The organism is Brevundimonas sp. (genome assembly GCF_018608325.1).
Classification (GTDB): domain Bacteria; phylum Pseudomonadota; class Alphaproteobacteria; order Caulobacterales; family Caulobacteraceae; genus Brevundimonas.
In genome coordinates this window covers 1-12,639 of sequence record NZ_JABAZW010000010.1, presented here as the reverse complement: position 1 = coordinate 12,639, position 12,639 = coordinate 1, and the positions used below count along the sequence as shown (strand labels likewise).

The window sequence follows — 12,639 nt, the reverse complement described above, 5'->3', positions numbered from 1 at the left end:
CGCGACGGCGCTGGCGGCCGCCGTCCTGATGGCGGTCACCTCGCCGGCGTCCGCCACACAGACGGGCGCGCCGCCCTCGCCTTCAAACAGCACCACGACGCCCTCGTGAGTTCGTCGTCCCGTGCCATCACCGAAAACCGCGACCAGTTTCGCCCCGAAGACGCGCGCCCCCATCAGCGCTGCGGGCATGATCGCAAACGTCTTGTCCTCTCCGACCGAGATGAAACTGCGCAGCAGTTGACGCACTTCGCCGGATGACAGGCCGATCATCGCATGGCGCACCGCCGAGGATGCGACGGGCCAGGTCAGACGCGCTCGCACCGTTTCGGCGTCAAAAAATACTGGGTGGGGCGCTGAAGACATCCGCAACTCGTCGAACTTAGAACAAAGGCCCGAGGTGACGTCAGCGCGCCCAGAGAAGCAATTCATTACTCTGGATAATATATCCAAAATACGTGAGGCCCACGGCCGACTGCAGATCACTCATGCACAAAGACTGTTTTCAGGCCGGATACAGGGTGCGCCTGCAAGATCACACGGGCAAGGCGGTGGTGTATTTGACCTGGCTGAGCGCGAAATGAGATGCGGCGGTCGCCACATTCGGGTGGTTCAAAAGGTCCCGCATCAAGAACCGCTCATACCCCGCGACGTCTTCCGCCACGATCCTCAGAAGGTAGTCCCACTCGCCTGACATCGAGTGGGCTTCCATGACGTCCGCTTTCGTCATGAGAAAAGCTTCGAAGGCATGTCGGTCGGGCAAGGCGTGCGAGCGCATGCGCACCTGACACATTACATTGACGCCTCTCCCAACGCGCTCGGCGTCGACGAGCCTCACTGTCGCTCGAAGCACTCCCGCCTCTTCCATTGCGCGGATACGCCGCCAGCAAGAGGCGGGTGATGAGCCAACGTTTTCGGCCACCGCGACGTGGCTCAGCGCAGCGTCGGACTGAAGGAGCCTCAAAATCCGCCTATCCACGTCATCAAGTTCATTCTGTTTCAAGATAGAGCTCCAAATGAAACGGTTTCTCGAATTTCTCTTAGTTTGAGTGAAGATTGAAAAGCAATCATCATCGCTCCAGCCCCATGATCTGCCTCAAGCGACGCAGTTGAAGTTCGCGAATGAGGGAGCGTCAAAATGGGCGAGCAAACCAAAAACTCCGGCAGTGCCCCACCTGGACACGCCGCTGCGGATTGGACCGTGCCCCAGAATTGGTCGGGCTACACCGCCGATCAGCACGCCATGTGGGACCGGCTGTATGCCCAGCAGGTGAAGTTGCTGCCCTCGCGCGTCACTCCCAAGTTCATGCAAGGCTTGGAGACTCTACGGTTGTCCGAGTCCGGCATTCCGGATTTCGATGAATTGTCGGAACGCCTGCACAAGCTGACGGGGTGGTCCGTCGTAGCGGTCCCAGGCCTGGTCCCAGACGATGTCTTCTTCGAACACATGGCCAACCGCCGCTTCGTCGCCGGCAACTTCATCCGCACGCCCGAACAAATGGACTACCTGCAGGAACCCGACGTCTTTCACGACGTGTTCGGCCATGTCCCCCTGCTCGCGAACCCGGTGTTCGCCGACTACATGCAGGCCTATGGCGAAGGCGGTCTCCGCGCCGTCGGTGAAAATGCGATCCACCATCTGGCCCGGCTCTACTGGTACACGGTCGAGTTCGGCCTGATCCGCGAAGACGACGACCTTAAATTATACGGCGCAGGCATAGTCTCCAGTCGTTCAGAGTCTGTTTTCGCCCTCGACGATCCATCCCCAAACCGCATTGGGTTCGATCTGCGTCGGCTGATGCGAACGAACTACCGGATCGATGACTATCAACAGACCTACTTCGTCATCGACAGTTTCGAGGACCTGCTGAAGCAGACGCTCGATACCGACTTCGCCCCCATCTACGCCGAACTGGCTGATGGGCCGGACTATCAACCCGCCGACATCCTGCCGACCGACCGTGTGTTCACGCACGGCACGCAGGCCTGGGCCAAGAGAGGCGACGCCTTCTGATGCTGACACGACCCCACCCCGAGGGCCTGTTCGGACGCCTGTCTGAACAGGCTCCGGACCCCCTGCTGTCTCTGATCGCGCTCTATAAGCAGGATCCTCGCGCCGAAAAGCTGGATCTCGGCGTCGGCGTCTATCGTGATCATAACGGCGTGACGCCCGTCATGAGGTCGATGAAGGCTGCTGAGCGACTGCTGGAGGCAAACCAGCAGACCAAGGCCTACCTGGGTCCAGAGGGCGATATCGGCTTTGTAGACGCGATCAAACCCGTCATTTTCGGCCAACGTGTCGATGATATCGTGGGCCTGCAAACGCCAGGAGGCACAGGCGCCCTGCGCCTGGCGGCCGAATTGATCTCATCGGCCCACCCCGGCGCCACCGTCTGGCTGGGCGCGCCAAGCTGGCCCATCCACGCGCCCTTGATGGTCGCGACTGGCCTTCACGTCCGCACCTACCGTCACTACGACGCAGAAACACGTCGCTTCGATTTCGACGACATGATCGCATCGCTTCAGCAAGCAGAGCGTGGCGATGTCATCCTGCTGCACGGCTGCTGCCACAATCCGTCAGGCGCTGATCCCGACCTGACGCAATGGGCCGAAATCGCAGCGGTGATGAACCGTCGCGGCGTGCTGCCCCTCATTGATCTCGCCTACCAGGGCCTTGGCGACGGGCTCGAGGAGGATGCTGCTGGACTGCGGATCGTTCTGGCCTCCGTCGAAGAGGCCATAATCGCCTACAGCTGCGACAAGAATTTCGGCCTTTACCGTGAACGCACCGGCGCGCTGTTCGCCAAAACAGACCGGCGTGGACCCATTGTCATGTCCAATCTGGCGTCGCTGGCCCGCGTTAACTGGTCCATGCCGCCGGACCACGGGGCGGCTGCCGCGCGCGTGATCCTGGAAACCCCTGAACTGGCGTCAGACTGGCGTCTTGAGCTTGAAACGATGCGCCAACGGATCAGCGCTATTCGCGCTGCCCTTTCTCAAACCCACCCGCTGCTGGCGCCGCTCGCAGACCAGAAGGGGATGTTCTCGATCCTTCCCCTCTCCCCAGATCAGGTCGCAGCCCTTCGCACCGACCACGCCGTCTACATGGCCGGTTCCGGCCGCATCAACATCGCCGGCCTGAACGAAGCGGACATCCCTCGTTTTGTCCGTGCGTTCGACGCTGTTCTTTCCCACTGAAACCAGAGTTTCGATCATGACCATCACCCCGGAAAACCCAATCGGCCTCGACGGTTTCGAGTTCGTCGAGTTCACCAGCCCCGACGCCGCCGCCATGAAGGCACTCATCGAGCAGCTCGGCTTCACCGCCTTCCACAAACACCCGACCAAGGACATCGTCCGCTACAAGCAAGGCCGCACCAATCTGCTGGTCAATAACGAGGCTTCGGGTCAGGCCGCCGATTTCCGCGGCGCCCATGGACCGTCGGCCAGCGGCATGGCCTTCCGCGTCGCGGACGCCAAGGCCGCCTATGAGCTGGCCATGACGCGCGGCGCCAAGGCGGTCGACGCAGAAGCGGGCGCTCTAGGCTCCGGCTCCTATGTCTTGCACGGCATCGGCGGCAGCTATCTTTATCTGGTCGACAAGCACGGCGAGAAGGGCTCGCTCTATGACACCTGGGACGCCATTCCCGGCGCTGAAGAAGCCGAAGCCGCCAACAGCGTGGGCCTCGATATCCTCGACCACCTGACCCACAACGTTAAGCGCGGCGAGATGCGCACCTGGTCGTCCTTCTACAACCAGATCTTCGGCTTCGAAGAGCAGAAGTATTTTGACATTAAGGGCCAGGCCACAGGCCTGTTCTCGCAAGCCATGATCGCGCCCGACAAGGCGATCCGCATCCCGCTGAACGAGAGCCAGGACGACAAGTCCCAGATCGAGGAATTCATCCGTCAGTACAATGGCGAGGGCATCCAGCACCTGGCCATGACCACCGACGACATCTACGATACGGTCGAGCGTCTGCGTGCCCGCGGCGTGGCGTTGCAGGACACGATCGAGACCTATTACGAGTTGGTCGACAAGCGCGTCCCCAATCACGGCGAAGATCTGGAGCGGCTGCGCAAGAACCGCATTCTGCTTGACGGCAACATCGGCGAAGAAGGCCTGTTGCTGCAGATTTTCACTGAAAACCTGTTCGGGCCGATCTTCTTCGAAATCATCCAGCGCAAGGGCAATCAGGGCTTCGGCAACGGCAACTTCCAGGCCCTGTTCGAATCCATCGAGCTCGATCAGATCCGTCGCGGCGTGATCACCGTCGACGCCTGACACGTTCAAGCCGGGACGCATCCGAGTTTTCGGCGTCCCGGCCGATTTCTCACTTTTTATCTTCTGATCAAGGACTTCGTCATGGCGTCTGCTCGATCCCACGCGCCCGCTTATCAGACTGGCTTCGCAAACCATTTCGCGACGGAAGCCGCTTTAGGCGCCCTGCCCCGGGGCCGGAATTCGCCGCAACGTCCGGCGCTGGGCCTCTACACCGAGCAGGTGTCAGGGACGGCCTTCACGGCCCCGCGCGATCACAACTTGCGAAGCTGGCTCTACCGTCTTCGCCCCTCCGCCCAGCATGGTCCTTACCTGCCCTTCGACCAGGGCTGCCTGCGTTCAACACCGTTCAACGACGCCAAGCCCAATCCCAACCGCATGCGTTGGGACCCGTTGCCGGTCCCGACCGAGTCGACAGACTGGGTCGAGGGTCTCGTCACCTATGGCGGCAATGGGGATGTCGAGGCCGGCGCAGGCGTTGGGGTGCACATGTATGCGGCCAACCGGTCCATGATCGACCGGGTCTTCTATAACGCCGACGGAGAACTACTGATCGTGCCGCAAGAGGGCGCGCACCGTTTCGTTACGGAGTTGGGCGTTGTGGATGCTCGGCCCGGCCATATCGTGGTCATTCCGCGCGGCGTACGTTTCCGAGTCGAGGCGGAAGCCACGATCCGGGGGTACATCTGCGAGAACCATGGCGCCCCCTTCCAGTTGCCGGATTTGGGCCCGATCGGCTCCAACGGCTTGGCCAATCCGCGAGATTTCGAGATCCCGGTCGCCTGGTTCGAGGACGTTGATCGACCGACCGAATGCATTCAGAAATACGGCGGCAAGCTGTGGACCACGACCTTTTCACACAGCCCTCTGGATGTTGTGGGTTGGCACGGAAACTATGCCCCCTATCGCTATGACACAGCGCTATTCAACACTATCGGCACCGTCTCTTACGACCACCCCGATCCGTCCATTTTTACTGTCCTGACTAGTCCATCGGACACGCCCGGCACGGCCAACTGCGACTTCGTTATCTTCCCACCCCGGTGGATGGTGGCCGAAGACACCTTCCGTCCGCCCTGGTTCCACAGGAACGTCATGAGCGAGTTCATGGGGCTGATCTTTGGCGAGTATGATGCCAAGGCTGGCGGCTTCGCCCCCGGCGGCGCCTCCCTGCATAACCGCATGAGCGGCCACGGCCCTGACCAGGCCAGTTGGCAAGGCGCGACCAAGGCCGATCTGAAACCCCACAAGATCGAAAACACTCTGGCCTTCATGTTCGAAACACGCATGCCCATTCGCACGACAGACTGGGCGGAAAAGACCCCGACGATGCAGCTCGATTACGACGACTGCTGGTCCGGCTTCGACAAGGGGACCGTCGGATGAGTTTGGACGAAACACACGACCCCGCACGCGTCAGCTGGGTGAAAAGCGCAAACGGCCACGCTGACTTCCCGATCCAGAACCTACCCCTGGGCGTATTCAGCAGTGATGGGGTCTCTCCTCGTGGCGGCATCGCCATCGGGGACTCAATCCTTGATCTTCGGGCTCTCTTCGAAAGCGGTCTGCTGAAGGACGACGCGGGTCGGGCGGCGCTCTTGGCCTTCGGAGACAGCCTCAACCCTCTCCTGCAGGCCGGAGGACAACTTCGTCGGGCGCTTCGCCGACAGGTTTCCGAACTGCTGTCGGATCAATCTCAGCGCAGCCTGATCGAGCCTATGTTGCATGACGCTGGTGATTGCCGCATCCATCTACCGGCTTCTATCGGCGACTACACCGACTTCTACGTCGGGATTCACCACGCCCTGAACGTCGGTCGCCTGTTCCGCCCGGACAATCCGTTACTCCCGAACTACAAGCATGTGCCCATCGGTTATCATGGGCGCGCGTCGTCAGTTCGCCCATCTGGAGCCGTGGTTCAACGTCCGCTTGGTCAGCTTAAGGCAGCTCAAGAGGCCGCTCCAACCTTTGGGCCGACCCATCGCCTTGACTACGAGCTTGAGCTTGGTGCCTGGATCGGCGCAGAAAACGACCTCGGCAAGCCCGTGCCCCTGGCGCAGGCCGAACAGCATCTTGCCGGGCTTTGCCTGCTGAACGACTGGTCGGCGCGTGATGTCCAAGCGTGGGAGTATCAGCCGCTTGGCCCCTTCCTTGCCAAGAATTTCCTGACGACGATCTCCCCATGGATCGTCACCGCCGAAGCCCTCGAGCCCTATCGGATCGCGCCAGACCCGCGCCCTGAGAGCGATCCAGCGCCCCTTCCCTATCTCGATGATCCAACTGATCGGTCCCGCGGCGGCTTTGCCCTTGCTCTCGAGGTGCGGCTGTCGACGCAGAAGATGCGTCAGTCCGGCCTGGATGATGTCGTCATCAGCCTATCTCACGCCAGGCACATGTACTGGTCCATCGGGCAGATGATCACACATCATACGTCCAACGGCTGTAACCTGCGTGCAGGCGATCTGCTCGGAACCGGCACCCTTTCAGCGCCCACGCCCGACGGCTTCGGAAGCCTGCTAGAGTTGACCAAAGGCGGCGCCGAACCGATCACGCTCCCCAGTGGAGAAACACGAACCTTCCTCGAAGATGGCGATGAAATCGTCCTGACGGGCCGGCTGGATGCGCATGGGCGCGTCGCCATTGGTTTCGGCGAATGTCGCGGTCGCATCGCGATGGCTGACGTCACATGATCGTACTCGTCCCGTCAGTTCGTCTCTGGGCGTTGGCCGCCCATCCGGATCGAAACACGTCAACCGGATGAAGGACCTCCCTCGCACGCTGACGACACCGTCTGGCGTTGACCTTGGCCCGGTGACATCTGTCGCTGATGGAGCGAGCCGCAGCATCGTTCTCGTCACACGATCGTCTCGTTTTCACGGCTTTGTGGTGCGTCGCGGCAACGCACTATACGGCTACGTCGATCGTTGCCCGCACGCGGGACTGCCGCTCGCACAGGCGCTGGACCAGTTCATCGCTGCAGATGGGCGTCATATACAGTGCTCCTGGCATGGCGCCTTGTTCGAACCCGACACGGGACTTTGCGTCGGCGGTCCCTGCGTCGGCGCCCACCTGCAGCCCTGGCCCCTGAAGACCATCGACGGTCATATTTTCACGGCCTGACCGCCTCTCGGAAACATAGGTTTTTCATGCGTATTTGTCTGACAGGCGCCAATGGCGCCCTGGGACGCGTCGTCCACGCCGCCTTACTGGAGGCAGGCGATCAGGTTGTCGGCCTCGCGGGCGAAAATTCGGTCGCGACGTCAAACCTTGACCTGATCATCGCAGGCGATCTGTCCGACCCCGACCAGGCGCGCGCTGCTGTCGAGACCGCCGCCAGACGCATCGGAGGTTTCGACGCGCTTGTGCATCTGGCCGGGGCGTTCCGGTGGCTGCCTGTCGCCCAATCCTCTCCTGACGATTGGCGCGCCCTCTATGCCGCCAACGTGGAGAGCGCAGTCTGCACAATCCAAGCCGCACTGCCGCACCTGGCTCAAAACGCGAGCATTGTTCTGGTCGGTGCTCATTCCGCCCAGGTGGCCGGAGCGGGCATGGCGCCGTACGCCGCAGCAAAATCCGGCGTGGCCAGACTTGCCGAAGCCCTTTCCGTCGAGCTTCGTCCAGCTGCGGTACGCGTCAACGCCATATTGCCATCAATCATCGATACCCTGACCAATCGACGTGACATGCCTGAGGCGGATTTCACCCAGTGGACGTCACCTGCCGCCATTGCAGACACCATCCGTTTTCTTGCATCCCCAGCCTCGCGCGCTGTGAACGGGGCCTTGCTGCCCGTTATCAATCCCGCCGTCTAGGGAGCTGCCTTGATCGCCCCAATGACACCCGCACAAATCACCGCCGCCATCGAAAGCCTGGAGTCCTGGCGCTACGATTCAGACCGGCGCGCGCTCTACCGTCAGCTTTTGTTTCCGGGCTTCCCTCAAGCACTGTCGGCGATGATGGAAATCGGTTTCGCCGCCGAACAGGCGGACCATCACCCCGAGTGGGCTAATGTGTTTGATCGGTTGGACATCTGGTTGACGACGCACGACGCCGATGGGGTTTCCCAGAAGGATGTCGACTTGGCGCGTGTCATCAATCGCCTGATGATCGGCAGATTGCGACAGTGACCGCTCCCCAAAAGGCTCGCCACCGCTCGAATAGAACTTGCGAAGAAAAGAACTAAAAACGACAATCCAGTCAGATCGAAATAATGGGACGCATGCATGATGCCTTTTGTTCTAGACCAGATCGACCTGAAGATCTTGAATGTGATGCAGAAGGATGCGTCACTTTCATCGGCTGAATTGGCGTCACGTGTGGGATTGTCGCAGTCGCCATGCTGGCGGCGAATTCAGCGGCTCCGTGATGAGGGCTACATAAAATCGGTCGTCGCCCTTCTCGATGACGAAAAGCTCGGCATTAACATGTACATCTTCGCTCAACTGAAGATGAGGACGCTCGATGACGACGAGCGCGAGCGCTTTCGACACGAAGTGGATAAAATTCCTGAGGTGCTGGAATGCTGGACCGTATTTGGCGACACTGACTGCATGCTGAAAGTCGTCGCCCCAGACGTAAAATGGTATCAGGACTTCATCTTTTACGTCTTGCTCAAGCTGCCCGGCGTTATCGATATCAGTTCCATCGTGACGCTGACGGACACGAAAAAACAAACGGCCTTGCCCCTGACCATCCGTCAATTCAGCCCATCAAAAGGACGATAGGCGCAACACAAGTCACTTTGCATCAATCCAATGGATAGTTTTGCCCCAAAGGCTCTGATTTCGTAGCTACTTCGCAAAGATGCGCTTCGCCAGCGCGCGCTATCCTCGTTCAGAGGCGGCCCGGCCTCACTGACAGGACCCCTTCAATGCCTCTCACCCGTCGCGCACTGTTCGCCGCCGCCGCTATTGCGCCCGCCACGTCCGGCGAAGCTGTCAAAGCCGGCCTGTCGGACGCCTTGCAAAGCGCTCCTTTGCTGCCGGCTCGCTCGGCGTTTGCTGCCATGCCGACAACCTATCTCGACTCGGGATCGACCCACCCTATGCCTCTAGGCGCACGCCGCGCCCTTGAAGAATACCTGCGGTTTAAAACCAAGGACGGATCAACCCCGAACTACAGTATGCGCCAGAAACAGGCGGACGTGGTCGCGGGCCTGGCCAGGCTGATTGGCGCTTCGCCTGACGAACTGTGCATCACCCAATCCACCACCATGGGCGAAAACCTGGTCCTCAAAGCCCTGGGATTCCCTCAAACGGGCGGTCGGATCGTAACTGACGCTCTGCATTTTTTCGGTTCCTTCTACACCTATGGGGAGTTGAAGAAGGCCGGGATGGATGTGGTGACACTGGGCATGACCGTCGAAGGCCGCATCGACATGGACGAGATGGAGGCCTCGATCACCAGTCAAACCAAGCTGGTGTCGATAAGCCTCGTTTCCACCGTCAATGGCTTTGAACATGACCTGAAGAAGATATGCGACATCGCCCATGCACGTGGCGCCTATGTCTATGCAGACATCGTCCATGCCGCCGGCGCAATCCCGGTAGACTTGAGAAGCAGCGGCGTCGATTTCGCCTCTACCTCAAGCTACAAATGGCTAATGGGCGATTTCGGACTTGGCTTCCTGTACGTCCGAAAAGAAATCCAGGAGCGCCTGCCCCGTCCGTGGTGGGGTTATGAGCAGGTCTCAGCCTTTCAATCCCATGTCTTTCCCTATGACGAGAGCGGCGGCGAGCCAGCGACTTACAGAACCTTCGATAGCGCAACCGGCCACTTCGGCATGGGAACCACGTCCTGGACGGGCATCGTCAACCTCTCCTACTCCATTCCATGGATCCTTGAGGTCGGCGTCGAACAACTCCATGCGCATCGCCAGCCGTTGGTGGATACGGTCCAGTCAGAACTGCGCCGTCGCGGCTACCAACCCCTGACTCCGCTCGACAGCCGCACCCAACTGGTGGCCTTCGCGCTGAAGGACGCCAGGGCGAAGCTTACCGACCCCTTGGCCCGCGCCAATGTCGCGATCAGCGTTTCCGCCAACCGTTTCCGCATTTCGTTGGCCGCCTTCAACGACGAAAATGACATTGATCGCCTGTTGAGCGCCCTGCCCGGGGCCCCGCCGTCATGAAGCGCCAGATTCTGGGCGCTCCATGACGGAACCCACAGCTTAAGTCAGCGCCGCCCCGCGTGAACGAACTCACGAAGAGCCCTGTTGAAAGCTTCAAGATTCTCCTCGCCTTCATAGACGCCATGCGGCCCCTCGAAATAGAGTGCGGTCAAGCGATCTGTCGGCACGCCAGCGTGATCCAGCGTGTAACGGCCCAGATAGACCGGCGTGCTTAGGTCATAGAGCCCTGCGGCCCAGAACACGCGCATCGCGCCGTTACGCGCCAGCGCGTCGCCAATCGCGGAGTTCGCGTCGAACGAGCGACTGTTGTCCCATGCTCCGTTCACAGCCAGATTCAGCCCGTAATAGGGCTCAATCGATTGAAATTTCAGCTCTTCATTCAAGTACTTTTTCAAGACTGGATTGGCGATGGGGCCTACGCTTTGCGGCGTCGGAGGCGTTGCCGGCGTTCCTGCGCCGCGACTTGGGACGACGCCCAGTGCGGGATCATCAATCCCCCCCAATTGTCCAGGCTCCAAGGGCCCTGTGACACGGACGTCAAGAGAACCGGTTCTAAGGCCATCCGTTTTGAGCAGATTGAACATCAGGTCATTCTTGCTGAGACGCAGGTTGCGCGCCTCAATCAGTTCCGCCGGAAGTCCGATGAAAGCAGACATCTTCACCGCCGTATCGCGACGTTCCGCCGACGACAGACTGTCGCCTTTGATCAGGGCGCTGACATATTCAGTCCTTGCGAACTCCAAAGCCGCGTCGAAGGTTTGCCGTAACGAAGCAGTGCGCTCAATACGACGGTGATACCAAGCCGCCGCCGCCATCGTGGGGAAGGTTACCACATAGGGCATTTCATTGCCCTCCGGCCGCCCCACCAGGCCGATCAGTACAAGGCCGTCAAACGACAGGTCTGGTCGCTCCTTCAGAATAGTCGCAGCCCGCACCGTGCCATAGCTCTCCCCCGTCAGATAGATCGGTGAAGCCTCCCGACCGTTCGCGACAAGCCACCGCTCGATAACCGATGCTGCGGCGGTCGCGTCGCTCGACTGAGAAAACCATGACTTGGCGTCCACACCTGAAAATGGACGGCTGAAGCCCGTGCCGACCGGGTCGATGAAAACCAAGTCGAACTCATCCAACGGGCTGAACGGATTATCGCTCCATCCTTGACCGTCCTGCGGTGTGCGGCGCACTGGGCCCAAGGCCGACAGATGCAGAGGCGACGAAGAAGCACCTGGACCGCCATTAAACGCAAACATGACGGGGCGATGCGCGGCGGGCTGCCCTTCGCGCACATAGGCGATCGTGACAACCGCCGCCCCGTCCCGACCGTGCTCATCTTGAACATAATACTCAGCGACGATGGCGGAATACGCTAGCTCTTGGCCGTTAAAGCGCCCTGTGTGCCGCGTCGTAACATTCTGAGGAACACGCTCTGCCAGTTCGACCACATCGGTGAGATTGTGAGCCTGCGCCGAAAATCCGCCAGCCATCGACAGAAAGATACATGAGGCCAAAACGCCTGCACGCTTTCGTCCGAACACCCTAAGGAAAGTTGACCCGCACTCACAGTTGGAAGGGTCACTCCGCGTCTCAATAGCCATCCATTCGCTCCCCATTCTGTTTGGGGCAAGCTTAGAGAATGGTGGACGCATTGTTCTTGCAAAAACCCTACGTCAATGCGCAACGCCGCGATCAGTCATGCAGAACCATCGCTGACGCCACCCATCGAATGCAGAACCTAACCGAAGTCCCCCGGCGTCAAAACGCTCTGAGCTCAAAGCAAGCCAAACAGCGCGCTCCTCCCTCTTTTTAATGCCCTACCAGCGTGCCTGAACCATGGCAGGGCCCCGCTACGATGCGCCAAGCCGTCCACCGCCGACCACAATGCGTACGCGCCGACGCAGCCATCGCCATTATCAAACGACGTTATTCACTAGGCTTAGGACTCATGGGCAGAAGAGCACGCTTGCGGCGAGGGCTATGGCCGCACTTGAAGTTGGGATGGCTGACGCAGCAGGCTTATGCAGATGCGCTCTACGGACCGAAACGTCTCTGGAACCTGATGATCCTGTCACGGATCATGATCGATGCTGGAGCTGCCCGTCCCGCCGCTCGCGATCACGCGGATGGACGCAACTAGGCTGCATCTGCACCCGGCGGACAGCAGAACGCCCCCGGCTTTGTGCACGGGGGCGTTTTGGTATTTTGGGTGCGGGAGTAGGATTTGAACCTACGA

General features: G+C 60.2%; 13 protein-coding genes. 10 read left to right on the top strand and 3 right to left on the bottom strand.

Annotation, left to right across the window (positions count from 1 at the left end; translation table 11 throughout):
* Both QZ281_RS00915 and QZ281_RS00910 read right to left on the bottom strand, forming a co-directional pair.
* Window positions 1-363: hypothetical protein (locus QZ281_RS00915; protein WP_292223561.1), on the bottom strand; the 363-nt coding region annotated here is incomplete at its 3' end.
* A gap of 169 nt (window positions 364-532) precedes the next feature.
* Entirely contained in the window at window positions 533-1,000 is a 468-nt protein-coding gene (locus QZ281_RS00910; protein ID WP_292223559.1) for an Lrp/AsnC family transcriptional regulator, read from the bottom strand.
* A 135-nt stretch (window positions 1,001-1,135) separates the two neighbouring features.
* Between QZ281_RS00910 and phhA the strand changes: the two genes are divergently transcribed.
* The 10 genes from phhA to QZ281_RS00860 all read left to right on the top strand — a co-directional run bounded on the left by phhA (window position 1,136) and on the right by QZ281_RS00860 (window position 10,409).
* Window positions 1,136-2,011, top strand: coding sequence for a phenylalanine 4-monooxygenase (gene phhA, locus QZ281_RS00905; protein ID WP_292223556.1), 876 nt, complete (start codon window positions 1,136-1,138; stop codon window positions 2,009-2,011).
* A complete protein-coding gene (locus QZ281_RS00900) occupies window positions 2,011-3,195 on the top strand; it encodes an amino acid aminotransferase (RefSeq protein WP_292223554.1) in 1,185 nt (394 codons plus the stop codon). Before phhA ends, QZ281_RS00900 begins: the two co-directional genes overlap by 1 nt.
* A 13-nt stretch (window positions 3,196-3,208) precedes the next feature.
* Entirely contained in the window at window positions 3,209-4,282 is a 1,074-nt protein-coding gene (gene hppD / locus QZ281_RS00895; protein WP_292223669.1) for a 4-hydroxyphenylpyruvate dioxygenase, read from the top strand.
* Window positions 4,283-4,363: 81 nt separating this feature from the next.
* Entirely contained in the window at window positions 4,364-5,665 is a 1,302-nt protein-coding gene (gene hmgA, locus QZ281_RS00890) for a homogentisate 1,2-dioxygenase (RefSeq protein ID WP_292223552.1), read from the top strand.
* Window positions 5,662-6,969 carry a fumarylacetoacetase gene (gene fahA / locus QZ281_RS00885; protein ID WP_292223550.1) on the top strand — a complete coding sequence of 436 codons (1,308 nt, stop codon included), beginning with the start codon at window positions 5,662-5,664 and terminating at the stop codon, window positions 6,967-6,969. Before hmgA ends, fahA begins: the two co-directional genes overlap by 4 nt.
* Complete coding sequence (locus tag QZ281_RS00880) at window positions 6,899-7,399, top strand: Rieske (2Fe-2S) protein (protein ID WP_363297134.1); 501 nt, start codon at window positions 6,899-6,901, stop codon at window positions 7,397-7,399. Before fahA ends, QZ281_RS00880 begins: the two co-directional genes overlap by 71 nt.
* Window positions 7,318-8,091, top strand: coding sequence for an SDR family oxidoreductase (locus QZ281_RS00875; protein ID WP_292223546.1), 774 nt, complete (start codon window positions 7,318-7,320; stop codon window positions 8,089-8,091). Before QZ281_RS00880 ends, QZ281_RS00875 begins: the two co-directional genes overlap by 82 nt.
* 9 nt (window positions 8,092-8,100) lie before the next feature.
* Complete coding sequence (locus QZ281_RS00870) at window positions 8,101-8,406, top strand: 4a-hydroxytetrahydrobiopterin dehydratase (protein WP_292223544.1); 306 nt, start codon at window positions 8,101-8,103, stop codon at window positions 8,404-8,406.
* Between the two features lie 96 nt (window positions 8,407-8,502).
* On the top strand, window positions 8,503-9,003 hold the full coding sequence (locus QZ281_RS00865; RefSeq protein WP_292223541.1) for an Lrp/AsnC family transcriptional regulator: 501 nt from the start codon (window positions 8,503-8,505) through the stop codon (window positions 9,001-9,003).
* Between the two features lie 146 nt (window positions 9,004-9,149).
* Window positions 9,150-10,409 (top strand): aminotransferase class V-fold PLP-dependent enzyme, encoded by a 1,260-nt coding sequence (locus QZ281_RS00860; protein WP_292223538.1) that lies wholly within the window; start codon window positions 9,150-9,152, stop codon window positions 10,407-10,409.
* 44 nt (window positions 10,410-10,453) lie between these two features.
* On the opposite strand, the gene QZ281_RS00855 is transcribed toward QZ281_RS00860, so the two are convergent.
* The gene (locus QZ281_RS00855; RefSeq protein ID WP_292223536.1) at window positions 10,454-12,004 is read right to left on the bottom strand and encodes a hypothetical protein; all 1,551 of its coding nucleotides are present in this window, start codon (window positions 12,002-12,004) and stop codon (window positions 10,454-10,456) included.
* Window positions 12,005-12,639: the final 635 nt, after the last annotated feature.

Bases quoted from the DNA above. Each gene is read 5' to 3' on its own strand.
- QZ281_RS00900 (WP_292223554.1), top strand. From the start codon at position 2,011: ATGCTGACACGACCCCACCCCGAGGGCCTGTTCGGACGCCTGTCTGAA.
- hmgA (WP_292223552.1), top strand. From the start codon at position 4,364: ATGGCGTCTGCTCGATCCCACGCGCCCGCTTATCAGACTGGCTTCGCA.
- QZ281_RS00880 (WP_363297134.1), top strand. From the start codon at position 6,899: ATGCGCATGGGCGCGTCGCCATTGGTTTCGGCGAATGTCGCGGTCGCA.
- fahA (WP_292223550.1), top strand. From the start codon at position 5,662: ATGAGTTTGGACGAAACACACGACCCCGCACGCGTCAGCTGGGTGAAA.
- QZ281_RS00855 (WP_292223536.1), bottom strand. From the start codon at position 12,004: ATGGCTATTGAGACGCGGAGTGACCCTTCCAACTGTGAGTGCGGGTCA.
- phhA (WP_292223556.1), top strand. From the start codon at position 1,136: ATGGGCGAGCAAACCAAAAACTCCGGCAGTGCCCCACCTGGACACGCC.
- QZ281_RS00865 (WP_292223541.1), top strand. From the start codon at position 8,503: ATGATGCCTTTTGTTCTAGACCAGATCGACCTGAAGATCTTGAATGTG.
- QZ281_RS00860 (WP_292223538.1), top strand. From the start codon at position 9,150: ATGCCTCTCACCCGTCGCGCACTGTTCGCCGCCGCCGCTATTGCGCCC.